24 protein-coding genes are annotated in these 24,269 nt (G+C 65.0%); 13 read left to right on the forward strand and 11 right to left on the reverse strand.

The window, feature by feature from the left end; translation table 11 throughout:
* Nucleotides 1-43 precede the first annotated feature (43 nt).
* The 7 genes from cpaB (at nt 44) to AC1RMY_RS25335 (ending at nt 7,816) form a co-directional block, all read left to right on the forward strand.
* On the forward strand, nt 44-823 hold the full coding sequence (gene cpaB, locus AC1RMY_RS25305) for a Flp pilus assembly protein CpaB (protein WP_492869322.1): 780 nt from the start codon (nt 44-46) through the stop codon (nt 821-823).
* The gene (locus AC1RMY_RS25310; protein WP_492869324.1) at nt 820-2,262 is read left to right on the forward strand and encodes a type II and III secretion system protein family protein; all 1,443 of its coding nucleotides are present in this window, start codon (nt 820-822) and stop codon (nt 2,260-2,262) included. The genes cpaB and AC1RMY_RS25310 overlap by 4 nt, the downstream gene beginning before the upstream one ends.
* Before the next feature lie 34 nt (nt 2,263-2,296).
* The gene (locus AC1RMY_RS25315) at nt 2,297-3,037 is read left to right on the forward strand and encodes a CpaD family pilus assembly protein (RefSeq protein WP_492869326.1); all 741 of its coding nucleotides are present in this window, start codon (nt 2,297-2,299) and stop codon (nt 3,035-3,037) included.
* On the forward strand, nt 3,034-4,299 hold the full coding sequence (locus tag AC1RMY_RS25320; protein WP_492869328.1) for a CpaE/TadZ family protein: 1,266 nt from the start codon (nt 3,034-3,036) through the stop codon (nt 4,297-4,299). Before AC1RMY_RS25315 ends, AC1RMY_RS25320 begins: the two co-directional genes overlap by 4 nt.
* Before the next feature lie 75 nt (nt 4,300-4,374).
* A complete protein-coding gene (locus AC1RMY_RS25325) occupies nt 4,375-5,823 on the forward strand; it encodes a TadA family conjugal transfer-associated ATPase (RefSeq protein ID WP_492869330.1) in 1,449 nt (482 codons plus the stop codon).
* A gap of 27 nt (nt 5,824-5,850) precedes the next feature.
* Nucleotides 5,851-6,828 (forward strand): type II secretion system F family protein, encoded by a 978-nt coding sequence (locus AC1RMY_RS25330; RefSeq protein ID WP_492869332.1) that lies wholly within the window; start codon nt 5,851-5,853, stop codon nt 6,826-6,828.
* A gap of 10 nt (nt 6,829-6,838) precedes the next feature.
* Nucleotides 6,839-7,816: a type II secretion system F family protein gene (locus AC1RMY_RS25335; RefSeq protein WP_492869334.1), complete on the forward strand. Its 978-nt coding sequence runs from the start codon at nt 6,839-6,841 to the stop codon at nt 7,814-7,816.
* A gap of 493 nt (nt 7,817-8,309) precedes the next feature.
* On the opposite strand, the gene AC1RMY_RS25340 is transcribed toward AC1RMY_RS25335, so the two are convergent.
* Genes AC1RMY_RS25340 through AC1RMY_RS25365 form a run of 6 tightly spaced genes read right to left on the reverse strand, consistent with a single transcriptional unit; the run spans nt 8,310 to nt 14,352 of the window.
* On the reverse strand, nt 8,310-9,005 hold the full coding sequence (locus tag AC1RMY_RS25340; RefSeq protein ID WP_492869336.1) for a flavin reductase family protein: 696 nt from the start codon (nt 9,003-9,005) through the stop codon (nt 8,310-8,312).
* A gap of 52 nt (nt 9,006-9,057) precedes the next feature.
* A complete protein-coding gene (locus AC1RMY_RS25345) occupies nt 9,058-10,461 on the reverse strand; it encodes a M24 family metallopeptidase (RefSeq protein WP_492869369.1) in 1,404 nt (467 codons plus the stop codon).
* Between the two features lie 49 nt (nt 10,462-10,510).
* Nucleotides 10,511-11,326 (reverse strand): ABC transporter permease, encoded by an 816-nt coding sequence (locus AC1RMY_RS25350; RefSeq protein ID WP_492869338.1) that lies wholly within the window; start codon nt 11,324-11,326, stop codon nt 10,511-10,513.
* Nucleotides 11,319-12,149: an ABC transporter permease gene (locus AC1RMY_RS25355; RefSeq protein ID WP_492869340.1), complete on the reverse strand. Its 831-nt coding sequence runs from the start codon at nt 12,147-12,149 to the stop codon at nt 11,319-11,321. Before AC1RMY_RS25355 ends, AC1RMY_RS25350 begins: the two co-directional genes overlap by 8 nt.
* A gap of 32 nt (nt 12,150-12,181) precedes the next feature.
* Nucleotides 12,182-13,219, reverse strand: a complete 1,038-nt coding sequence (locus tag AC1RMY_RS25360; protein WP_492869342.1) for an extracellular solute-binding protein — start codon at nt 13,217-13,219, stop codon at nt 12,182-12,184.
* 23 nt (nt 13,220-13,242) lie between these two features.
* Nucleotides 13,243-14,352 (reverse strand): ABC transporter ATP-binding protein, encoded by a 1,110-nt coding sequence (locus AC1RMY_RS25365; protein WP_492869344.1) that lies wholly within the window; start codon nt 14,350-14,352, stop codon nt 13,243-13,245.
* A 324-nt stretch (nt 14,353-14,676) separates the two neighbouring features.
* Here AC1RMY_RS25365 and AC1RMY_RS25370 point away from each other — a divergent pair, with 324 nt between their 5' ends.
* A complete protein-coding gene (locus AC1RMY_RS25370) occupies nt 14,677-15,387 on the forward strand; it encodes a GntR family transcriptional regulator (protein ID WP_492869346.1) in 711 nt (236 codons plus the stop codon).
* Nucleotides 15,388-15,613: 226 nt separating this feature from the next.
* Here AC1RMY_RS25370 and AC1RMY_RS25375 read toward each other — a convergent pair whose 3' ends face one another.
* Entirely contained in the window at nt 15,614-16,543 is a 930-nt protein-coding gene (locus tag AC1RMY_RS25375) for a LysR family transcriptional regulator (RefSeq protein ID WP_492869348.1), read from the reverse strand.
* Nucleotides 16,544-16,649: 106 nt separating this feature from the next.
* Between AC1RMY_RS25375 and AC1RMY_RS25380 the strand changes: the two genes are divergently transcribed.
* The 3 genes from AC1RMY_RS25380 (at nt 16,650) to AC1RMY_RS25390 (ending at nt 18,619) form a co-directional block, all read left to right on the forward strand.
* Entirely contained in the window at nt 16,650-17,156 is a 507-nt protein-coding gene (locus AC1RMY_RS25380; RefSeq protein WP_492869350.1) for an ester cyclase, read from the forward strand.
* Between the two features lie 76 nt (nt 17,157-17,232).
* Nucleotides 17,233-17,982: a 3-oxoacyl-ACP reductase family protein gene (locus AC1RMY_RS25385; protein ID WP_492869352.1), complete on the forward strand. Its 750-nt coding sequence runs from the start codon at nt 17,233-17,235 to the stop codon at nt 17,980-17,982.
* 34 nt (nt 17,983-18,016) lie between these two features.
* Nucleotides 18,017-18,619, forward strand: coding sequence for an NADPH-dependent F420 reductase (locus tag AC1RMY_RS25390; RefSeq protein ID WP_492869354.1), 603 nt, complete (start codon nt 18,017-18,019; stop codon nt 18,617-18,619).
* Between the two features lie 243 nt (nt 18,620-18,862).
* On the opposite strand, the gene AC1RMY_RS25395 is transcribed toward AC1RMY_RS25390, so the two are convergent.
* Nucleotides 18,863-20,479 carry a GMC family oxidoreductase gene (locus AC1RMY_RS25395; protein WP_492869356.1) on the reverse strand — a complete coding sequence of 539 codons (1,617 nt, stop codon included), beginning with the start codon at nt 20,477-20,479 and terminating at the stop codon, nt 18,863-18,865.
* Between the two features lie 58 nt (nt 20,480-20,537).
* Nucleotides 20,538-21,329 carry an alpha/beta fold hydrolase gene (locus AC1RMY_RS25400; protein WP_492869358.1) on the reverse strand — a complete coding sequence of 264 codons (792 nt, stop codon included), beginning with the start codon at nt 21,327-21,329 and terminating at the stop codon, nt 20,538-20,540.
* 144 nt (nt 21,330-21,473) lie between these two features.
* Between AC1RMY_RS25400 and AC1RMY_RS25405 the strand changes: the two genes are divergently transcribed.
* Nucleotides 21,474-21,989 (forward strand): MarR family winged helix-turn-helix transcriptional regulator, encoded by a 516-nt coding sequence (locus tag AC1RMY_RS25405; RefSeq protein WP_492869360.1) that lies wholly within the window; start codon nt 21,474-21,476, stop codon nt 21,987-21,989.
* On the opposite strand, the gene AC1RMY_RS25410 is transcribed toward AC1RMY_RS25405, so the two are convergent.
* Entirely contained in the window at nt 21,986-22,765 is a 780-nt protein-coding gene (locus AC1RMY_RS25410; RefSeq protein WP_492869362.1) for an SDR family oxidoreductase, read from the reverse strand. The two genes, AC1RMY_RS25405 and AC1RMY_RS25410, sit on opposite strands and share 4 nt — an antisense overlap.
* Nucleotides 22,762-23,091, reverse strand: a complete 330-nt coding sequence (locus AC1RMY_RS25415) for a nuclear transport factor 2 family protein (RefSeq protein ID WP_492869364.1) — start codon at nt 23,089-23,091, stop codon at nt 22,762-22,764. Before AC1RMY_RS25415 ends, AC1RMY_RS25410 begins: the two co-directional genes overlap by 4 nt.
* A gap of 157 nt (nt 23,092-23,248) precedes the next feature.
* Between AC1RMY_RS25415 and AC1RMY_RS25420 the strand changes: the two genes are divergently transcribed.
* Nucleotides 23,249-24,163 carry a LysR family transcriptional regulator gene (locus AC1RMY_RS25420; RefSeq protein WP_492869365.1) on the forward strand — a complete coding sequence of 305 codons (915 nt, stop codon included), beginning with the start codon at nt 23,249-23,251 and terminating at the stop codon, nt 24,161-24,163.
* The last annotated feature ends 106 nt before the right edge of the window (nt 24,164-24,269 follow it).

The raw sequence follows: 24,269 nt of genomic DNA on the forward strand, positions 1-24,269 counted from the left end.
TCCTCGTCGAGAGCCAACTCGGTTTGGCTGAGGGTCAGTCGCAATGAGTCCCGCCCGCATCATCATTCTCCTGGTTGCGCTGGTAGCCGGTGTCGGCGCGGCCATGCTGATCAGCAGGCCTTCAAAGGCCCCCGCGCCGGTCGCGCGGATCGAGGCGGCACCGACGGTGCCGGTTCTGGTGGCCGCCGCCGACCTCCCGGTCGGCAACGTCGTCGCCGCGGCCGACCTTCGCTGGCTCGACTGGCCGCTGGCCAGCGTGCCCGCTGGCGTGGTCCGCAAGGACGAGGCGGCGCAGGCCGAGCAGGAACTCACCGGCCAAGTCGTCCGCTACGGCATGCTCGCCTCCGAGCCGATCAGGCGCGAAAAGCTGATCAAGACCGATGGGACGGGCTTCCTGTCGGCGGTGCTGCCATCGGGCATGCGCGCCGTCGCGATCTCGACCGACAGCCGCGGCGCCAATACGGCCGGCGGTTTCATCCTGCCGAATGACCGCGTCGACGTGATCGTGACTGTGAAGGGCCCCGCCGTCGAGGGCGAGGGCGATGCGTTCCTGAGCGAGACGATCCTGCGGAACCTGCGCGTGCTGGCGATCGGCCAGAACGTCCAGGAGCGCAACGGCGAGAAGGTCGTGATCGGCGAGACCGCGACGCTTGAAGTCGAACCGGGCCAGGCCGAGACGCTGTTCCGGGCCCAGAAGATGGGCACGCTGTCGCTCTCGCTGCGCAGCCTCAAGGATGCGGGGCAGGTCGCGGCGGGCCCCACGGCCGAAGGGGCCATGACGATCGTCAAATACGGCGTCACCATGAGGAGTGCGAACCAGTGAGCCGGGAACGTCTCGTCCTCTGCGCCATTCTCGCTTTGGCCCTGTCGGGCCCCGCAGCGGCCCAGACCAGCGCTCCGGCCCCGGTCCTGAACGTCGGCACCAGCGAGCACGCCATCGCCCGCAAGCTCGACCTCTCGATCGGCCGCTCGCTGATCGTCGAGCTGCCGCGCGACGCCAAGGAGGTCTTCGTCGCCAACCCGAAGGTCGCCAATGCGGTCGTCCGCTCGGCCCGCAAGCTCTTCATCATCGGCATCGCCGACGGCTCGACCTCGATGTTCGTCATCGACGGCGAGGGCCGCCAGATCACAGCGCTGGAGATCGAGGTCGGGCGTGACCTGAACGTGCTGCGCCAGACGCTGCGGACCGCAATGCCCAAGGCCCAGATCGAGGTCAAGCCGGCCGGTAACTCGATCCTCCTCGTCGGCAACGTCGCCAACGCTTCCGAGGCGACCCAGGCCGTCGACATCGCCAACGCCTTCGTTGGCGTGTCGTCTGGCCTGTTCACCTCGAGCAAGGGCGCAGTCATCAATTCGCTGACGATCCGCGGTCGCGACCAGGTCATGGTCAAGGTCGTGGTCTCCGAGGTTTCGCGCAAGGCGATCAAGCAGCTCGGCATCAATTCGACCGGCGAATGGAAGCTCGGCAATTTCTCGATCACGCCCACGATCGATAACCCGCTGCCTTTGCAGCCGCAGGCGCTGTCCGCGACCGCGATCACCGCCGGCATCGGCAATTCCACCAACTTCACGCTTCGCGCACTCGAACGCGCGGGCCTGTCCCGCGTGCTCGCCGAGCCGACCGTCACCGCGATCTCGGGCGAGAGCGCCAAGTTCACTGCGGGTGGCGAGGTTCCCGTCCCCAGCGGCTATTCCTGCGACGGCACCGGCCTCTGCACGCTCGGCATCCAGTATCGTCCGATCGGTGTCGCGCTGAATTTCACGCCCATCGTGCTGTCCGACAACAAGATCAGCATGCGTATCGCCACCGAGGTGACGGAACTCGACTTCGAGAATCAGCTGCGCCTCAGCGACACCCGCAACAGCAGCCAGCAGGTCGTCAACGCCCCGGCCTTCCGCGTCCGCAAGTCGGACACGACGGTCGAATTGCCTTCGGGCGGAACCCTGGCGACCGCCGGCCTGATCCAGCGCGTCTCCAAATCCTCGCTGAACGGTTTTCCGGGCCTGATGAACCTGCCGATCATCGGCGTGCTCTTCCGCTCGCGCGACTATCAGCGCGAGGAGACCGAGCTGATGATCACGGCGACGCCCTATATCGCCAAGCCGATGGAGCCCAACCAGGTCCAGCGACCCGATGACGGCTTCGTCGATGCCCATGACGCGCAGGCTATCCTGCTCGGGCGCCTGAACAAGATCTACGGAACCAGCGGCGGGCCGGTACCGCAGGCCTACAAGGGCCGCGTCGGCTTCATCGCCGACTGATGGCCGGGGCTTTGACGCAAGGGATGGCGAGACCATGATCGCTCGATCGAAGCAGAAGACTCAGGTCCGGCCCGCGGGCCTCGGTATCGCCCTTGTCGCGGCGGCGCTGCTCGGTGCCTGCGCGCAGAAGCGGGACCTCGCCGAGTCCGGTGTGCCGGTCGATGTGCGCGAGCGCCACCCGATCGTGCTGCGCGACGCGCCGCGATCGCTGGATGTCTTCGTCGGCCGTTCGGGTGGCGGCCTCGACGCCCGCCAATCGGAGGATGTCGCGGATTTCGCCAGGGAATACCGTCGTTCCGGCAAGGGCGGCCTGGTTGCCCAGGTGCCCACGGGAGCGCGGCGCGAAATGGCCGCGCACGACACCCTCAACGGCATCCGCTCGGCCCTGGCGCGCGGCGGGGTCTCGAGTCATGCGCTGTCGGTCAGGACCTATCCCGTCGCCGATCCGAACCTTGCCTCGCCGATCCGCCTGACCTTCGCCTCGCTGCAGGCGAGCGTGCCGCATGATTGCGGGCAATGGCCGGCCGACACCGGCGTGTCGAGCTTCAAGGACGACATGTCGAACGAGCCATACTGGAATTTCGGCTGCTCCAGCCAGGCGACTCTGGCGGCCCAGGTCGCCGATCCGATCGATCTCGTCCGCTCGCGCAGCGAGGGCCGGCCCGACATCGCCAAGCGCATGGGCGCCATCGCCAAGATCCGCGACGGCAAGGATCCCTCGACCCAGTATCGGCAGGAAACCCCGCAGATCAACTCGACCGTCGGAGGCCGATGATGAGCGCCGGGCAGGACTTCGAGACCCGACCCGGCGATGCGGCGGCCGAGGACGTCGTCGCGCCGCTCCCGCGCATTACCTTGCAGGCCTTCTGCGAGACGCCGGCCGTTGCCGCTACCATGCAGGCCGCCATCGCCGACCGGCGCATGGAAAAGGCGCATGCGCGCGTCCAGATGGGCGGCCCTGCCGCGGCCGTCGAGGCGTTCCGCGCCGCCCCGACGCCCAACATCATCGTGCTAGAGACGGTTTCCGATCCGGCCAGCCTGATCGCCCATCTCGACATGCTCTCCGAGAGCTGCGACCCCGGCACCAAGGTCGTCGTCATCGGACATGTCAACGACGTCCAGCTCTACCGCGACCTGATCCGCCGCGGCGTCAGCGAATATCTGATCGCGCCGCTGAGCACCCTCGACGTGCTGCGCACGCTCTCGGAGCTCTATGTCGCGCCTGGCGCCCGCAATCTCGGCCGCATCATCGCGGTGATGGGCGCCAAGGGTGGCGTCGGTGCCTCGACCGTCGCGCACAACGTCGCCTGGGCGATCGCGCGCAATCTCGATGCCTCCACCGTGATCGTCGATCTCGACATCGCCTACGGCACGGCCGGGCTCGACTTCAATCAGGATCCGCCGCAGGGCATCGCCGAGGCCGTCTTCGCGCCCGAGCGTCTCGATGCCAACATGCTCGATCGGCTGCTCTCCCGCTGCAGCGACAATCTGGCCCTGCTGGCGGCACCCGCCGTGCTCGATCGCACTCTGGACCTGCCGGAGGACGCTTTCGAGCAGCTCTTCGACCTGTTGCGCGCCACCGTGCCCTGCGTCGTCCTTGATGTGCCGCATGTCTGGAGCGGCTGGGTCCGGCGTGTCCTGATCAATGCCGACGAGATTGTCGTGGTCGCGGAGCCGGAGCTCGCTTCGCTCCGGAATGCCAAGAACCTGATCGACCTCGCTCGCGCGAACCGACCCAACGACTCGGGGGCGAGGCTGGTGCTGAACCAGGTCGGCATGCCCAAGCGCCCGGAAATCGATGCAGCCGAATTCTCCAAGGCGCTGGGCGTCGACGTGCTGACATCGATTCCCTTCGACGCGCAGCTCTTCGGCACGGCCGCGAACAACGGGCAGATGATCGCCGAGGTGCAGGCCAGCGGCAAGGTCGCCGAGGCCTTCGTGCAGATCGCGAGCAGCCTCACCGGCCGTGGCGAGGCCAAGCGCGGCAAGCGCAGTCTGTTCGAACCGCTCGTCGCCAAGCTGCGCCGCAAGGCTTGAGTGATGCCGCGCCTCCGGACCAGGGTCGGGCTATGGAATACGCCGCCGCGTTAGCGGGCTCGGAAGAGGGTTGAGATGTTCGGAAAGCGATCCCCAGGCGGAGCAGTCGCGCCGGCCCTGGCACTGAAGACGCCAGCCGCTGCCAGTCCTTCGGCGCGTCAGCCGGAGCCGCAGGCGCTCGCGACCGAAACCCGTCGCGCTCCACCGCCAGCTGCGCCCGAGCAGCATCGCTCGGACGAATACTACCAGATGAAGAGCATGATCTTCGGTGCTCTCATCGAAGCGATCGATCTGTCGCAACTCGCCAAGCTCGACGGTGAGTCGGCGCGCGAGGAAATCCGCGACATCATCAACGAGATCATCTCGCTGAAGAACGTGGTGCTCTCCATCGCCGAGCAGGAGGAACTGCTCGACGACATCTGCAACGACGTGCTCGGCTACGGGCCGCTTGAGCCGTTGCTCGCCCGCGACGACATCGCCGACATCATGGTCAATGGCGCGACCCGGACCTTTATCGAAACCGGCGGCAAGATCACGCTGACGAACATCCGCTTCCGCGACAACGCGCAGCTGATGAACATCTGCCAGCGGATCGTGAGCCAGGTCGGCCGCCGCGTCGACGAGAGTTCGCCGATCTGCGACGCGCGCCTCGCCGACGGCTCGCGCGTCAACGTCATCGCGCCGCCTCTGGCGATTGACGGCCCCGCGCTCACCATCCGCAAGTTCAAGAAAGACAAGCTGACGCTCGACCAGCTCGTCAAGTTCGGCGCGATCTCGCCGCCGGGCGCTGAGATCCTGAAGATCATCGGGCGGGTCCGCTGCAACATCGTCATTTCCGGCGGCACGGGCTCCGGCAAGACCACGCTGCTCAACTGCCTGACCAACTACATCGACCTCGACGAGCGCGTCATCACCTGCGAGGACGCGGCCGAACTTCAGCTTCAGCAACCCCATGTCGTGCGTCTCGAAACCCGCCCGCCCAATCTCGAGGGCACTGGCGCGGTCACCATGCGCGATCTCGTGAAGAACTGCCTGCGTATGCGCCCTGAGCGCATCATCGTGGGCGAGGTGCGCGGACCAGAGGCCTTCGACCTGTTGCAGGCGATGAACACGGGCCATGACGGCTCGATGGGCACGCTCCATGCCAACACCCCGCGCGAGTGCCTCAGCCGTATCGAATCGATGATCACGATGGGCGGCTTCTCGCTGCCCTCGAAGACATTGCGCGAAATGATCTGTTCCTCGATCGACGTGATCATCCAGGCGCAGCGCCTGCGCGATGGTTCGCGCCGCATCACCCACATCACCGAAGTGATGGGCATGGAAGGCGACGTCATCATCACCCAGGACATCGTCAATTACGACATCCTCGGCGAGGACGCCAACGGCAAGCTGATCGGCCGCCATCGCGCGAGCGGCATCGGCCGGCCGCGCTTCTGGGAGCGCGCGCGTTATTACGGGGAAGAGCAGCGGCTCGCCGCCGCGATCGACGAGCTCGAGCAGGGCGAAGCCAATGCGGCATGACGACGTCGGCAAGCCGGAGCGCCGGCCATGGATCTGAGTTTCGTCGCGGTCATCGTTCTGGCGACGCTGGCTGCGGGCGGCGTCACCTATGCGCTGTTCTATCCGATGCTGAGCGGCCAAGCCCGCGCCGAGAAGCGCCGCAAGGAGTTCGCAGCTCCCGTCGCCGTCCGCGGCCTTGACCGCGAGGCGCAGGCGAGAGCCAAGCGCGGCCAGATCGCCCAGAGCCTGAAGGACATCGAGAATCGCGAGAACGCGCGCAACAAGCTGACGCTGGAACAGCGCATCTCGCAGGCCGGCTTGAACTGGGACCGCAAGAAATTCTACATCGTCAGTGCGGTGATGTCCGTCGGCACCGGCCTCGTCCTGCTCACGTTGAGCGGCAGCCCGGTCGTCGGTTTGGTCGGCCTGTTCATCGGTGCCTTCGGCATGCCGCTGTGGTTCCTGCAGCACTGCCGGAACCGCCGGCTCAAGAGGTTCGGCAACGAGTTTCCCAATGCGATCGATGTCATCACCCGGGGCATCAAGGCCGGCCTGCCGCTGAACGACTGCATTCGCATCGTCGCGACCGAGGCGGCCGAGCCTGTGAGGACCGAGTTTCGTCTGATCATCGAGAGCCAGACGCTCGGCCTGCCGTTGAGCGATGCCGTCGCCAAGCTCTATGAGCGCATGCCCTGCGCGGAATCGAACTTCTTCGGGATCGTGCTGGCGATCCAGCAGAAGACCGGCGGCAATCTTTCGGAGACGCTCGGGAATCTTTCGAAGGTCATCCGCGAACGCCGCAAGATGCGCGACAAGATCAACGCGGTCTCGATGGAAGCCAAGGCCTCGGCGGCCATCATCGCCTGTATGCCGCCGGCCGTGGCGGGAATGGTTTATTTGACGAGTCCTCGCTACATTGAACTGCTGTGGATCACCCAGGCGGGCAAGTTCGCGCTTGTCGGCTGCGCCGTCTGGATGCTGATCGGCGTCTTGATCATGCGCAAGATGATCAACTTCAACATCTGAGGCGGCATCGATGATTTCCCTGATCGCGGAAAAGGCTGTCGACAGTCAGTTCATGTTGGCGCTGTTCGTCGCGATCGCCGCCGCGGCGACGGTGCTCACCATCGCGATCCCGCTGACGGAAGGCTCGAATCTTCAGAAGCGGATGAAGAATGTCGCGACCGAGCGTGAGAAGATCCGTGCGCGCGAGCGCGACCGGCTGCACCGCCAGAGCGACCGGGTCTCGCTGCGCCAGGAGCCGAAGGAGTACATGCGGCGTATCGTCCATCAGTTCAAGCTGGGCGACTGGCTCGGCACCGAAACGGCCAAGAAGCAGCTCGCCATGGCCGGCTATCGCGGACAGCAGGCGGAGGTCACCTTCCTGTTCTTCCGCCTGGTGATGCCGGTCGGCCTGTTTCTGTTCACTCTCTTCTATGTCTTCGTCGTCAATGACTTCGGCAAGTCGGTCCTGATCAGGATCGCGATGGCGATCGGCGGCGCCTATCTCGGCATCAAGGCGCCAGAACTCTTCCTCTCGAACCAGATTGCCAAGCGCCAGGCTTCGATGCGGACGGCGTTTCCCGACGCCCTCGACCTGCTGCTGATCTGCGTTGAATCCGGCATGTCGATCGAGCATGCCTTTCGCAAGGTTTCGACCGAGATCGGCGGTCAGTCCGTGCCGCTGGCCGAGGAGTTCGCGCTCTGTACGGCCGAGTTGTCCTATCTCTCGGAACGTCGCCAGGCCTACGAGAATCTGACCGCTCGAACCGGACTCGAAGGCGTCAAATCGGTTTCGACCGCTCTGATCCAGGCCGAGCGCTACGGTACGCCGGTCGGCACGGCGCTGCGGACGCTTGCGCAGGAAAGCCGCGACCAGCGCATGATGGAGGCGGAGAAGAAGGCAGCCGCCCTGCCGCCGAAGCTGACGGTGCCGATGATCCTTTTTTTCCTGCCGGTTCTGTTCATCGTCATCATGATGCCGGCGGTGATCCAGGTCATGAAGCTGCAGTGAAAAGGCTGCGGCGCCGTTGTCGGATCTCATTGTCGGATCTCATTCCCGATGAGACTGTCTCGCTCCCGATGAGACTGAGGTTGGCTCGAATCTCACAGAAATGAGACCGATATGCAGCCAGCGCATATCAAAAAATTATGGATTTACAATGCGTTACCGAGATTGACGTCAATTCGATACCATGTGACACGGTCAAAAAATAACGATTCTAGGCCAATTCTCGCGCGATAAATTCGCGAGTTTTCAGTACCATCCGAATGAGATTTTTGAGGGCGTAGCCGCTCATTTTAGGCCGTCAGACTGCTAATGGCCCCTAGCAGACGTTGGGAACGTCCGATTCCGGGCTCGACAACGGGAGGTCTAACACCGCGTCCGTTCGATTGCCCTTGGTTCTGAGCGCGTTCAGCAAGACCGCACGAGCGACTGAAGAATCCGCAGTGCCGATATGAAGATCATCGTTCAAAAGCGATACGTCGCGCATTCAACGCGAACCCTACGGCCGTTTGCGCGCATTTGCCCGTGCCGGATCAGCCTTCCAATCGTCGACGGATAGCGTCGGCAGGTCGAAATAGTCCCGCGTCGTCGCGTAGCCCTGCCCGCCCATGCGGCCGACGGCGTCGAGCGCAACGGGATCGATATAGAGTTTGGCGAGGTCGATCGTATCGGCCCGGAAATGCGCGTAGACGACCTCGCCCAGGATGATCTCGCGCGAATTGCCGATGCCGAGCGTGGTGTGGTGGCGGCATTCGAAGGCGGCCGGGGCCTGGCTGATCCAGGGACAGGGGACCTTGACGCCGGGCATCGCGGTCAGGCCCGCCTGCGCCAATTCGTCGATGCCGGGCTCGAATGGCACGGCGCAGACATTCATGCCCTCGACCAGCGCGTCCGAGACGATGTTGACGGTGAAGGCCAACATCTCGCGGACATTGCGACCGGTGTCCTTCTGCGCACCGGTCGGGCGATATTCGACCCCGAGCGCAAGGACAGCAGGATCAGCCGAGAGGCAGTTGAAGAAGCTGAACGGCGCGGCATTGACGATGCCGGCCTTGTCGACCGTGGTGACGAGCGCGATCGGGCGCGGTACCACCGCTCCGATCAGCAGCTTGTAGCGCTCGCGCGGCGTCAGCCTGGCGAAATCGAAGGTGACGATGTCACCGGCGGGCGAGGCTGTTGCTGTCGCGTCGGTCACGATCGATCTTTCGCTGATGGCGCGGGGCGCACGACCGCGCCGATGTCGCGTGTCAGGCCGGAACGCGGTGCGTCGCCAGCGGCGTATGGCAGCTCAGATTCTCGAAGCCGTCTCGCGTGACGACATAGAAGTCGCCGAGATTGGCCCCGGCCGAGAGTGGCTCCAGCCATTGCGCATGCAGCACGAAGACCATGCCCTCTTCCAGCCGGTCGTAGTTGTGGGAGGCGAGGTTGAAGGCGTTGCCGGCCCCGGCCATGCCGACCGCATGGCCGATATTGGGATTATGGGGCCCATGCGTTGCCGGATAGACATGCATCAGCTTGCGACCCTGCGCCTCCCAGTCCGGGGCGCTGACCTGCTGGCGCTTGATCAGGCGCGGGCCGCCATCCTCGGCTGTGCTCCAGTTGTAGGGCATGGTGCGGGTTTCCGGCGAGGTCAGCATGCCCTTCTCGATCATCGGCTCAAAGGCGGCGTTGTTGATGTCGCGCATCAGGGCGCCAGGACGGATCAGCTTTTCGGCGCGCTTCACGCCCTCCTCGCAGGCCGACAGCACGAGCTCCTGCCGGGCGGTGATGTCGCCGAAGGCGATCATGCGGGAGGTCTGGGCGTTGTAGCCGCGGAAGGTCACGTTGGAGATGTAGAGATTGGCGATGTCGCCGGCCCGCATGACGTGGCCATAGGGCTTGCCGCAATGGGTGCCGAAGGCGTTGGCGCCGATTTGGTAGCCATCGGCGGATTCACCGCCGCGCGCGAGCTGCGCATAGGTGAAGGCCGCGAAGATCTCGTGATCGGTCACGCCCGGTTTGGCGACGTGATAGGCCGCCTGGATGCCGACATCGATCAGCTGGCAGGCGGCCCGGAACATGCCGACCTCGCGCGGCGAACGCACCCGCTGCATCCGGTCGATGATGGCGCTTTCGTCGGAGAAGGCAGCGCCCGGGATCAGCTCCTTCAGCACGCCGAAGAACTCTCCCGAGCGGCTGTCGCCCATCCAGCCGATCTGCGGGCGGGCGGGAACGATGTCCGCCAGCAACTTGGCGCAGGCTTCCGCCGTCTTGACCACGGACGAGCCTGGCCTGTCGGCATATTCGCGCCCGATCGCGCCGATCTGCCAGATGTCCTCGACCAGGACGGGCTCGCCGCCGGGGGGAAGGATGACCGCCTGGGTGAAGAAGGAGAGCAGCGTCAGCGGCTTGTCCTCGTCCATCGGGACGATCAGCACTCCCTCGCGCATCCAGTCGCAGAGATAGCGCAGATAGGCGTTGGAGGTGTGGAACCAGCCGATCATGTCGGTGTGGACGATCAGCACGTCATGCCCGGCCACGACGCATTCGCGGCGCACCTTGCGCAGGCGTTCCTCGAACTCCTCGAGCGGCAGCGGCAACGGCGCGTCGAATTGGAAATCGGGTTCGAAATCGGCCAGCAGGGCTTCGATGCGGCGGCCAGCGGGCGGCATTGATGTCACGAGAGTGATCCTTGCGAGAGATGGGGATTCAAACGAAGGGCTAGGCTTGGCGCTTGGGCTCGAGTGCCCGCCAGGAAACGATCAGGCACAGCAGCACCGCCCCGATCAGCACGCCTGAGATCGCCGCGACCCGGACGTCGAGCGATTCCTCGATCATCTGGAACATCCGCAGCGGCAGCACCGTGGTGCGCGCATCGGCGAGGAAGAGCGTCACCGAGACGTTGTCGAGCGACTGCATGAAGACGAGGAACATGCCCGCCAGGATCCCCGGCAGCATCAGCGGCAGGGTCACGCGCAGGAATGTCCGGAATGGCCCGACCCCGAGCAGGGCCGAGGCCTCCTCCAGGCTCGGGTCCAACCGCTGCGTGATCGCGGCGCAGGAGCGGTACATCAGCGGGCCGAAGACGACGATATGGCCGAAGACGACGAGGCCGAAAGAGGGGCTGAGGCCCACGCGGCCCGAGGCGATCAGCGCCGCCAGGCCATAGACGAGGCTCGGCAGCACGAGCGGCGCGAGCATCAGCGGCTCGACCGCCGCCGACGCCGCGGGCTTGAGGCGCGTAACGCCGTAGGCGGCCGGCGCCGCGACCAGCACCGCGCCGAGGACCGTCAGGACGGCGATTTGCACGGAGTGAAGGATCGCCGTATGGATCGGGGCCGACTGTGCCGGGTCGAGCAAGGCGCTGTACCAGCGTAGCGACAGCCCGTCGGGTGGAAATTTCAGCGTCTGCCCGGCGGTGAACGACATCGCCAGGCCGACCGCCACGGGCGCGATCATGAAGGTGATGGCGAGGCCGCCGAGGCCGTAGACGAAGAGCCGGTAGGCCCAGTCGGAGGGGCGATGTCCGTCAAGCATGGCCGGCGAGCCTCGGATGGCGAGAGGCGGCCGTCATCGCCAACATCACGAGGCTGGTCGCGGCCAGCAGCACGAAGGCGGCTGCGGCAGCCGACGGCCAATTGAACAGCACGCCGACCTCGCGATAGACGAACTGCGGCAGGTAGATCAGCCGCGCGCCGCCGATGACGGACTGCGTGACGTAGGATGTGGTTGCCCCCGCAAAGACCAGCACCCAGCCGGCGAGGATGCCGGGCGCCATCATCGGCAGCAGGATCGTCGATAGAACGCGCCAAGGGCCGGCCCCGAGCGTGGCCGCGGCGGCCGCCAGGCTGCCGTCGCTGCGGGTCATCACCGCGATCACCGGCAGCACGAGCAGCGGCAGCTCGATCTGGGCGAGCACGACGACGAGCGCGGTTTCGTTGAAGAGCAGGCTCCGGGGGGCCGGAAAGAAGCCCAGCTCGACCATCGCCTGGCTGACCGGGCCGAGCCGCCCGAGGATGACGATCCAGGCGAAGGTGCGCACGACGTTGCTGGTCAGCATCGGCAGCAACGTCAGGAAGATGATGACGCGGCGCAGCTTTGGGCCGGCATGCCAGTAGAGTAGCACGATCGGCAGGGCGATCAGCGTCGTCAGCGCGACCACCTTCGCGCCGAGCCCCAGCGTATCGACGAGGACGCTGAGGATGAATGGGTCGGCGAACAGGCGGCGATAGTTCTCCAGCGTCGGCGCGCCGGCCGTATCGACGAGGCTGAAGACCCCGAGCAAAGCGAGTGGCACGAGGAAGCCTGCCAGCGACAACGCCAGCATGGGCAGAAGGAATGGCATTGCGTTGCGGTTCATCCTGCGCTCGCCCTTCGTTGCCTAGCCTTCGCTCACTTGCGGACGCGGTCGAACTCGGCCGTCCAGGCGGCGCGCTTGGCGTTGATCTTCGCCCAGTCGGGATAGACCAGCGTCTTCATCTGCTCGTCCGAGACGAAGGCCTTGATACCGGGCGGCAGCGGCACATCGGTGTTGGTCGGGATCATCTCTGTCGGCGGCAAAGCGAGCTTGGACTGGGCATCCGCCGAGATCGCCGCGTCCATGTACTGGTAGACGCCCTCGGGATTGGCGGCGCCCTTGGCGAGATGGATCGTCACCGGAACGCTGGGCGAGCCGCTGGCGGGATGCACGAATTCGCAGGGCACGCCGAGCGACTTGAGACGCGCGACATTGCCGGTGCTGGCCATGAAGACGCCGATCTCGCCCTGCTGGAACATCGTCATCTGCTGGCTGCCATTGTTGGCGATCGCGCCGATCTTCGGCAGATGCGAGGCGAGCAGTTTGAAGACGGGGGTCATGTCGTCCTCGCCGCCGCCATAGAGCTTGGCGATCTCGACCCAGGCCATGGTCGCGGTGTTTGAGCCGAAGCCGATCCAGGCGACCTTGCCGTCATAGGCCTTGTTCTCGAACAGGTCCTTGTAGCCGGCGGGCTTGGGCACCAGGCTCGGGTTGTAGGCGATGCCGTTGATCTCGACGGTGACGTTGGGCCCGTATTCGGTGCGGGCAGCCGCGTCGAGCTTGGACCAGTTCTTCAGCTTCGACGGGTCGATCTTCTCGATCAGCCCGCGCGATGCCGCTTCCGCGGTCTGGCCGGGCGACATCAGGAGTGCGTCAAAGGGCGGCTTCGACGGGTTGGCAAGCAGCTTGGCGAGTTGGTCCTGGGCAAGCGCCGGCGCGACGACCAGCTCCGTGCCCTGTGCCTTGACGAGCGGCGCGACGACCCTGCGATAGGCGTCCTCCCAGGCGTTGGGAAACGAAGCGGCGACGACGGAGCCCGCGGCGCGAGCGGACTGCGGCGACATCAGGCCCAGGCCTGCGAGGCTGGCGAGGGCGCCGGTGAACTGGCGGCGGCTGAGCGGATGGCTGGTCATGGCGGCGATCCTTCCGATGAGGGTCAGGGAGCGGGGAACAGGCGGCAGCGATCGAGAGCGAAGGTCACGAAGACGTCCTCCGGCAGGTCGTCGGTCGACGAGCCGGGCACGCGGTTTTCCGCAGCGCGGACGGGGTGCGTTCCGGCGACCAGAAGGTCGTGCATCATCAGCGGCCCCTGCGGAACGGAGAGCAGCCGCTTTGCGGGCAGTGCTCCGGCGGACGGGCCGGCCTGGAGCATCACATGTTCGGGCCTGACCGCGAGGACGACAGGCGAACCCGGCACGAACCCAACAGGAGCGGGCATTGGGAGCATGGCGCCCGAACTCAGCCGCAGGCCCGCGCCGTTTGCATCCGCCTCGACCTTGGCCTCCAGCAGCGATGCATGGCCGACGAAGCCGTTGACGAAGAGGCTCGCAGGCGAATCGTAGAGTTCGGCCGGTCGGCCTGACTGCTCGACGCGGCCGCGATTCATCACGATCAGCCTGTCAGCGACCGACTGGGCCTCGTCCTGGTCGTGCGTGACGATGATCGCGGTGATGCCGAGGCTGCGCTGGAGCCGGACGAACTCGAACTGGAGATCGGCGCGCAGGCCGCGATCGAGCGCCGCGAAGGGCTCGTCGAGCAGCATGATCGCCGGGCTCGGCGCCAGAGCGCGCGCAACCGCGACGCGCTGCTGCTGGCCCCCCGACATCTGCCGCGGCAGGCGGTCCGCAAAGGCTGTGAGCCGCACCAGCCTGAGCAGCTCGTCGACACGCTCGCGGCGCTCCGCGCGCGGAAGGCGCGACAGGCCGTAGGCGACATTATCCGCGACGGTGAGATGCGGGAACAGCGCATAGTTCTGGAAGACCATGCCGACGCTGCGCTCGCGCGCAGGGATCTCGGTGACGTCGCGCTCGCCGATTCGCACGGAGCCGGCGTTAGGGCGCAGCAGCCCGGCGATGACGCGCAGCATGGTCGACTTGCCGCAGCCGCTTGGACCCAGGATCGCGGCGATCGTGCCGGCCGGAACCTCGAAGCCGACATCCTCGATGGCGGCCGCCCCGGCATAGGCGTGGCTCACTCCGGTCACGGAGAGGCGCTGGCCAAGACGTGGCGCGGAAAGCTCCGGGTTCATTTCAGCCGCCATCGACATGCTGCACCATCCGGGCGTTCGAGAGCGAATGCTTCGGCCGCCAACGACGCCGCCAGCGCTCGCCTCTCTACGATTGATGGGAAACGTCTGGCAAAGCGCATGCCAAGCGCCAACGGTGCGCTTTGATGATGACACTAAGGCATTGATATATTATATATATTTTTGATTTCAATCTCGATTTTATAAAAGAATCTATTTTCGCTTTCATAATTGAAACCAAAACTGTTTGCACAAACTTCAACGCACTGCCCTTAGAATAGGCTGTATCCGAAAGGCGGTAGCGGCTATCGGTATCGGCACAAAAAACGGCAGCCGGAATACCCAATGAACGAGCGTGTCAGCGACATATCCGGGGACGACGTCGTCGTACGCATTTGCGACACGCTCTCGGAAGCGATCGCCGAGGGCGCGCTCCGCCCGGGCATGAAGCTACCCGAGGACGTCATCGGCGCGCATTTCGGCGTCAGCCGTACCGTCGTTCGCGGCGCGATCGCGGTCCTCCAGCGCGACCATATCGTCGAACGCAAGCGCAATCGCGGCGCCTTCGTCGCGGAGCCCGGGATCGAGGAAGCGCGCGCCCTGCTGGAAGCCCGTCGCAGCCTCGAACTGCTCATGCTGGAGCGCGTCTGCGAGCGCGCTACGCCGGACCGCATTGCCGCCCTCGAGGAACTCACGATCGAGGAGGAGCGCATTCACGCCGCTCCCGACGCCGCTGCGAAGTCCAGGCTTGCGGGCCGCTTCCACGTCGAATTGGCGCGGCTCAGCGGTAATCCGGTGATGCTCGAACTTCTGGAAAAGGTTCTCGCCAGGATTTCGCTTGTCGATGCCCTATACCGACGGAAAAATGGCGATCAGTGCGGCGCCGACCATCACCGCCAGATCATCGGAGCCGTTGCGCGCGGCGACAAGCTGGGCGCGATCGCGCTCATGAGCGAGCATCTCGACGATCTCGAAAGCCGGCTCGTGCTCGACGAGGCTCAGGGCGAAAGCCATAACTTGACGGCCGTGCTGGAGCGGTTCTCGGCGCGCGCCTGATCAGGACAAATGGGTCGATTTGCTGACTAGCTACGCCCCGGTGGTAAATCCGAGCGAACGCGAATGTCGGGCTTTGGGTGGTGCCCCTATGTCAGGAGTTGGCGCTCCACAGAACCGACTGCGGGCCAAACGGACGCTGCTCCCATCCCGTTCGAGTGCCTGGGACCCGGCAAGGTGATGCTTCAGCCCATGGTCTTATGGTTCTCTGGTTTTCCATATCTCGCGATTAACCCAAGCTTCCGGCGAAGCGCTCGGCGAATTTCTTTTTCCGGAATGCCTCGACGACGCATTCCACGAAGACACGGGTCTTGGCCGGCAACAGGGTGCGGGAGGCGTAGTAAAGTGAGATCGCGCCGGCATCGGCATACCAACGCGGCAGCAGCCGGATCAGTGCACCGCTTTCGAGATCGGGCAGGACGTCGGGCACCGCCAGCATCGCGACGCCGAGGCCAAGCCGGGCCGCCTCGCGCATCGCCATGGGATCGTTGACGACGAGACTTTCCGGCTGAATTGCCGTCATCTCGGTGCCGGCAGCATCACGCATAGCCCAGTGGCGAATCCGGCCGGAATTGAGCGAGCGCATGACGATCCCGTCGACTTGGCCGAGACCAGCTGGGTCCACTGGCGCCATCCGCCCCACCATATAGGCGGGGGAAGCGACAGCGACGATGTGTGCCGGAGCGAGGGCACGCGCGATGATGCCCGGCGCGAGGTCGAAGCCGCCGCCGATCGCCGCGTCGTAGCCCTCGGCGACGAGGTCGACCTGGCGGTTCTCGAAATGCCATTCGGGGCGCAGGCGGGGATAGCGCGCCAGGAAATCCGGCAACAATGGCAGGATATGCGTCGTGCCGAAGGTGGGGCTCAGGCTCACCTTAAGCGTGCCGGCAGGTTCTGCGGCGCCGGAGGCGGCTTCGGCAATGGCGGCCTGCAAGGCTTCGAGATTGCCGCCGATCGCTTGTCGAAAACGCTCCCCCTCTTCCGTCAAGGTCAGCTTGCGCGTCGAGCGCTGGAACAGGCGCACACCCAGATTGCGCTCCAGCATCGCGACGTTGCGGCTGACGGCGGCGGGCGTCAGGGACAGCCGGCGCGCAGCTTCCGAGAAGCTGCCGAGCTCGGCGCTGCGCGCGAAGCTCTCAAGGTTGGCGAGTGTCTCCATCTCGTCTTTCAAGAGATGATTGAAAATCAATCAAACCAATACCGCCTAATCACTCCGGAATAAACCCGCCATCTTCGCTCCATCGAAACCGACCGGAGTGAAGACCATGACGTCTCCGACCCTTGCCGCTTCTTTCGGCCGCCGTACGGCCATTGCCGGGCTCGTCAGCGCGCTCCTGCCGCTACCCGCGGCGGCAGGGAACGGAAACCGCGAGGAGGCGAACAAGGCGGTGATCCGCCGCCTGCTCGACGAGGTGCAACGCGACGGCGATTTCGCGGTGTTCGAGCAGCTCTTCGCCGCGGATTATGTCGACCACACGCCCTTCGGCGGTTTCCGTCCGGACCGCGACGGCACCCGCGAGATTTATAGGACGTTCCGCGAGGCTTTCCCGGACTGGCGGGCGGAGGTCCATCTCCAGGTCGCCGAAGGCGATCTCGTCTCGACCTACAAGACCTATCACGGCACGCATTGCGGCGCCTTCCTCGGCATTGCGCCGACCGGCCGTGCCACCCGCTTCGCGGTGATGGATGTGATGCGCATCCGGGATGGCCGCATCACCGACCATTGGACCGTCGCGGACGGTGCCGGGCTTCTCGCGCAGCTTCAGGGCTGAGTTGCGCCTCTTCCATCAACCAGCCGGTCGGCGCGACCGCCGGCTACCCAGGCCCAAGTCAAGAAAGGACCAGATCATGTCGTATTCTCTTCCCCTCAAAGGCAAGGCCGCCCTCGTCACCGGCGGCTCGCGCTCCATCGGCGCGGCAATCGCCCGTAGGCTGGCCGCCGACGGCGCCGCCGTCGCTATCACCTACAGCGCCTCGCCGGACAGGGCGCGTCAGGTTGTCGCTGAGATCGAGGCGGACGGTGGCAAGGCGCTTGCCATCGAGGCCGACGCCGGCAAGCCGGAGGCCGTGCGCGCCGCGGTGGCCCAGACGATCCAGGCATTCGGCGGGCTCGACATCCTCGTCAACAATGCCGGCCTCGGCCTGGGAGGCCCCATCGAGGAGATCCCGTTCGAGACCTATGAGCGGATGATCGCGGTCAACGTCACCGGCGTCTTCGTCGCGACGCAGGAAGCGGCGCGGCATATGAAGGCGGGCGGACGCATCATCCAGATCGGCTCGTCGATGACGCGCTACGCCGCCTTCCCGACCGCTTCGCTCTACACCCTGACAAAGGGCGCGATCACCGGCTTCAACCGCTCGCTGGTGCGAGACCTCGGACCGAAGGGCATCACGGTGAATACCGTGCATCCCGGCCCGACCGACACCGAGATGAACCCGGCGGACGGGCCGGTCGCCGCGATTGTCGGCCCCGGCATGGCGATCGGCCGCTATGGCCAGCCGCATGAGATCGCGAGCGTCGTCGCCTTCCTCGCAAGCCCGGAGGCGGCCTTCGTCACCGGCGCCGACATCGTCGCCGATGGCGGGCTCACCGCCTGACGTCCGACCAGACCTACATCAAAGGAGAAATCCAATGCCCAGCATCGGCATCATCGGCGCCGGCCAGATCGGCCAGGCCTTCGCCACCGCGCTCGCCCGCAACGGCATCGCGGCCACTCTGTCCAACAGCCGCGGCCCGGAAAGCCTGAAGGAGATCGTTGCCGCCATCGGCCCGACCATCGAGGCGAGCACCCGCGAGGACGCGGCGTCGAAGGACATCGTCCTCGTCGCGGTGAACTGGTCGAAGCTGCCAGCGGCACTCGGGGGGCTGCCTGACTTCGGCGGGCGCATTGTCATCGATGCGAACAATCCGATCGAGGCCCCGCTGTTCAAGCCGGCCGAACTCAACGGGCGTGCCTCCTCGGAGGTCTTCGTCGGGCTCGTGCCGGGGGCTCGGGTGGTGAAGGCCTTCAACCATCTCCAGCCGCCGCTTCTCGCCGGCAACCCCGGGGCGGAAGGCGGCCGGCGCGTGCTGTTCTATTCGGGCGACGACGCGCAGGCCAAGGCGGAGATCGGCGGGCTGATCGACCTGCTAGGTTTCTTCGGGATTGACCTCGGGCCGCTCGCCATCGGCGCCCGCCTCGTCCAGTTTCCCGGTGGTCCGCTCCCGGCACTCAATCTCGTGCGGTTTGCTTGAACATCCGCCAATGGTGCAACAAGAAGCGCGGTGAAATCGCCGCGCTTACTGTCCGCTTGCGGGCAGCCTCCCGATGTCCGGACCTGGCGCGTCTCGCCCGGACCTCTGTTCCGCGCTTCCGGGCGCAACGCAGCGGGTGCATCGAACGGAACGGACTGGGAAAGGATATGTGCCTCACCGCCATGCAGTGATTGCTGAAGCGCGGTCAGCGCGCTTCAGCATATATGGGTTAAAAGGCTTGGCTTACAGCCGGTACTGCCGTCGTATGAGATCGGCAGCTCGCTCGCCAACGATGGCGCAAGGAGCCTGGGTGTTGCCGGTGGTGACACGCGGCATCACCGAGCCATCGGCGATCCGCAGGCCGGCGATCCCATGCACCGCGAGCTTGGCATTGACCACCGACATGTCATCCGAGCCCATTTTCGCGGTGCCGCTCTGATGCCAGTAGGTCACCGCAGCATCTCGGATGAAGGCATCGTCGACCTGACGACCAGTTCCAGGGATACGTTCGGTGCTGACCAGCGGCTTAAATGCGTCGCTGCTGCCGATCTCGCGGCAAAGCTTTACACAAGCCCGAGCCGCTTCCAGGTCGCGCGGATCCGACAGCATGTTGGCGTCGACGACAGGCCTCTCGCTCGGATCGGCAGACTTGAGGCGTATCCGACCACGACTGTAGGGCTGGGCGAGCCCCGCAAACATCGTCCAGCCATGGTTAGGCACCCCTAGAAGAGCCGTCCGCTCACTCGGAACCGGGAACTCCACCTGGCAGAAGAGCAGATCCGGCGCGGTCAGGTCGGGCCGGCTCTTCCAGTAGAGGGTCGCTTCGCTGCCACTGTTGCGTGGCGCAATCGGCTTCCGGTACTCCCATGTGCAGCCGAACGAGACGTGATCCTGCAGATTGCGGCCGACACCAGGGAGGTGCTGGACGACGGGAATGCCGAGCCAAGCCAGTTCGTCACGATCGCCGACGCCAGACAGCATGAGCAACTGGGGCGTGCTGATCGCGCCCGTCGAGATCACGATCTCGGTGCTTGCCTTGATCGACGAGATCGAGCCTGCTCTTTCGATCTCCACACCGATTGCGCGGCGCCTGTCGAACAGCACACGCCGAACGACCGTCTCGGTCAGGATCGTGATGTTGGGACGATCGGCGATCGGCAAGACATAGGCCCGGTATAGGGAGTGTCGTCTTCCCTCGCGAACCAGCATATCGGCATAGGCAACCCCGCCGACGCCTTCCATCATCTCACCGTTGGGATGATCGAAACGAGGGATGCCGAGGCCTTCCGCTGCTTCCAGCAGAGCGCCGGCGATGGGGCTCGGATCTTTCGCCGCCTGAACCCATACCGGCCCGCTCGTGCCGCGATATTTGGGATCCGGCCGACCCTGCCAGTTCTCGATCCGACGATAGATGTCGAGAACCGAGTTGTAGTTCCAGCCGGCATCGCCCGTTTCGGCCGCGAAGTGATCCCAGTCGCTGCGATGGCCGCGGGCCCAGACCATGACGTTCACGCTGGATCCGCCGCCAAGGCCCTTGCCCATCGACATGGAAAGCGCCCGGCCGTCGAGATGAGGATTCGGCTCCGCCTGAAACCCCCAGTCGCGGTTCGAGCCGAGATTGGTGGGCCACAGAGAAGGGTTGAGCACGGACTCAGCCTCGTCATCCGGTCCGGCCTCGATCAGCAGAACGCTGCAGGCTGGGTTGTCGGCGAGGCGACGCGCGATCACGGATCCTGCCGAGCCGGCTCCGCAGATGATGAAGTCGTATGTCGATTGCAGATTGGCTTTGCGCTCCGCCTGGTTTTCGCGCGCGCGTCGTTCGAGGCCCCCGGCATCGCCGGGGGCGTGATTGTCAGTCATCTTTCGGTCTCTCTGATTTGCAGGGGCTGCCCCAAGAGCAGCAAGGACAGCTGGCGGGTTATTTCGCCGCGGCGGCGGCCTGCTTGGCGGCCTGGTCGATCACGTCGGCGACGACCGTGGCCTGCGTGATGAAGAGCGCATGACTGGCCGAAACCTTCGTGACCTTGGCGCCGATGCGCTTGGCCATATGGTCCAGCATGGCCTGATCGAAGGCCTTGTCCTCGCTGGCGATCAAGGCCCAGCTCGGCTTGGTGCGCCAGGCGGCGGCTTTCAGCTTGGTCCCGAAGGCCGAAAGATTGATCGGCACCTGCGAGTCCCGCATGAAGGCGACATCGGCGTCGCTGGCGTCGTGGGCGAAGCCGGCCTTGAACTTGTCGCGATCCACGAAGGCGAAGCCGTCCTGCGCCTTGTCGAGGACGAACTCGGTCGCAGGCGCGAAGCCCTCATATTGCTGGGCCGTCGTCTCGCCGGCGTCGGGAGAGAGGGCCGAGACGTAGACAAGGCCGCTGACCTTCGGATCCACGCCGGCTTCGGTGATCACTGTGCCGCCCCAGGAATGGCCGACCAGGATGGTCGGGCCGTCCTGCCGGTCGAGAGCCCGCTTGGTGGCGGCGACGTCGTCCTCGAGCGAGGTCAGCGGGTTCTGGACGATCGTCACGCGATAGCCGCGAGCCGTGAGCAGGTCGTAGACGCCTCGCCATCCCGAGCCATCGGCGAAAGCGCCGTGGACGAGGACGACATTCCTGGCCGCGGCAGGCTGGGCGGACTTCGGTGTCTGGGCCAGGGCGGCTTGCGAAACGGAGCCGAGGGCGGCTGCGGCGACGAGAGCGTTGCGAAACGGCTTGATCATGAACCTGCTCCTTCATTTGATATTGAGATAACTGTTATTGCGATAATTAACTTGGGAGATGAGCTGGATCTTGTCAATCGTGTTTGTTATCGCGATATATGTTTCGACGATCACGGCTGCGTGAGCGGCGACGGAGAGCCGATGATGACGAAGAAGGCCCCAGGCCCCCCGGTGCCGTTGGAAGACCAGCTCTGTTTCTCGATCTATTCCGCCGAGATGGCGATCCAGCGGACCTACAAGCCTTATCTCGATGCACTCGGACTGACCTATCCGCAGTATCTCGTGCTCAATGTGCTCTGGCGCGACGATGCCCAGACCGTGGGAGGCATCGCTCAGCGGCTTGCGCTCGAACCCAGCACGCTGACGCCGCTGCTGAAGCGCATGGACGCGGCCGGCCTGGTGCGAAGGGCCCGCAATCCCGAGGATGAGCGCCAGGTGATCGTCGCCCTGACGCCCGAGGGCGATCACCTGCGCTTCAGGGCAGGCTGCGTGAACGACAGCCTGCTCACGGCGTCCGGGCAATCTCCCGGCAGCCTTGCGGAGCTCAACCGCCTGGTCCTGCAGCTGCGCGACGCGATCTATGCTCACACCGCTGCCACAGACGCCGCGGAACCTGCGCCCGCGTCCAGAGCCAAGTCGAGCGGTCGCGAACTCGCCTAGACAGTGGGGACAGTCCCGCCGTCGATGACATATTCGGTCCCCGTGATGCTACCTGCGCGATCCGAGGAGACGAAGGCGATCAGGCTTGCGACTTCCTCGGGCTCGGCCGGCCGACCGATCGGAATGCCGCCGAGCGCAGCCATGATCATCTGCTTGGCAGCCTCGACATCGACGCCTTGGTCGCCGGAAAGACGCTCGGCGAAAGCGATCGACCCCTCCGTCGCAATCCATCCCGGAGAGACGCGGACGACCCTGACCCCTTTCGGCGAGACCAGCTTGGACAGGCTTTTACTATAGGAGGAGAGCGCGGCCTTTGCAGCGGCATAGCCGATCGTCGATTCAGGCAAGGGCATGACGCGCTGGATGGAGGTAACGTGCACCACGGCGCCGCTGCCTTGAGCCGTCATCCCCGGCACCAGCTCGCGATCGAGGCGAACGGCCGGCATCAGATTGAGGTCGAGCTCTTTGCGCCACGCCTCATCGGAAAGGGCCTCATAGCCGCCTGCAGGAGCCGACGACCCACCCAGCATGTGAACGATGATGTCGACGCCGCCGAGGCGCTCTCGAACGGCCTGAGCCAACCGCGCACAGCCCTCTCGCGTCGTAAGATCGGCGCCGACGAACATCTCCGCCGGCAGGTCATTAGGTTTCGACCTGGCGTTGCTCAGGACCTTGGCGCCCAGCTCGCGGAAGAGCTTGACGGTCGCGGCACCTGCGCCACGTGTGCCGGACGTCACGAGCGCCCGCTTGCCTTCGAGACTGATGAACGGGTTCACAGGGTGATCTCCAGTTCGCCGATCTTATCGCCTTCCAGGCGAAAGAAGTAACGCAGGTCGATCGGGCTGCCCGGGAAATTACCTTCGACCTTGCAGGTCACAACGGTGCGGCCTCGTTCATCGGCGACTGCAATCGGCGTCGACGTTGCGGTGTATTTTTTCGAGTAATCAACCTTCCACTGACGGATCGCGTCCCGGCCGGTGTGGACATGGTTCTCATCCCGAACAGTAGCGTTGTCCGAAAAGCAATCGGCCATCACTTGAGGGTTTGGATCGAGGTCAGCGGTGAAGTACCGTGCGATTGGCGAATGTAGTTCCAGAGACATTGTTGTCATCCTCAGCGTTGAATTCTGCGGACCTGACCACCGGCTGATCTGTTCAGATCTTGCCTCAGCGGCTGCTCCTACGGCCTTTCACTTAGCGTTGGACAGCTCGATCGATAATCGGGATAAAGCGGGATGAAACGTTTCGAAATCCGGGACAATGATCGGCCATAACCTCATTGAGCTCGATGCCGTCATGGCGGTCGCGCGGCGGAAATCGTTCCGGGCAGCGGCGGTGGAACTGCAGATCTCGACGACGGCGCTGAGCAATCTCATCGCGAAGTTCGAGAGGCAGCTCGGCATCCGCCTCTTCAACCGCACGACGCGGAGCGTCTCCCTCACCGATGCCGGGCGAAACTTCGTCGAACAGATCGGGCCCGCTCTCGTCGAGATCCACAGCGCCATGGACAGCGCGATGTCACAGCAAGAGGTGCCGTCCGGGACGATCAGGATCAATGCCTTCCCAACCGCGGCGCGGGAGATTCTGGAGCCGGTGATCCTGGAATATCTGCGTCGCTATCCGCAGGTTCATATCGACCTCGTGACGGAAGGTCGTCTGCTCGATATCGTTGCCGATGGCTTCGATCTCGGCGTCCGGAGCGCCGACTTCGTGCCCAGCGACATGATCGCTGTTCCGCTCGGCCACGCCCGAACCTATGTCGTGGTCGCGTCGCCAATCTATCTTGAGAAGCATGGTCGACCGCGAGTTCCGCTCGACCTGCTCAATCATGCCTGCATTCGCATCCGGCTGCCCGATGGCGGAATCTACAAATGGCACTTCGAGAAAGACGGCCAACCGGTCCAGGTTGATGTCAAAGGGCCAATCACCCTCGATGAGGCAAGCCTCTCGCGGACGGCCGTCCTCCGAGGGACCGGCTTGGGGCTCTTCATGGAGTCGGATGTTCGTGAGGAGATCGAGACGGGTCGCCTGGTCAAAGTCCTCGACGACTGGATGAAGCCGGTCGCGCCGCTGTGCCTCTACTATCCTGGTCGGAAGAACCCGTCTGCCGCGTTCAAGGAATTCATCAGCCTCGCGCGCGAGTTCACCTCGGCTTTGAATGCCGATCGGAGGTGACGCACCTGCCGGATCGCGTCGCGATGAAAGTCCGCTTCTCTATCGCGGTTTAAGTCAAGAGGCGGCACCGATCGACCGCCGGTTGTGCCAGCGGGGACGACGGCAG

The organism is Allobosea sp. GW822-FHT03F07, from assembly GCF_058801345.1.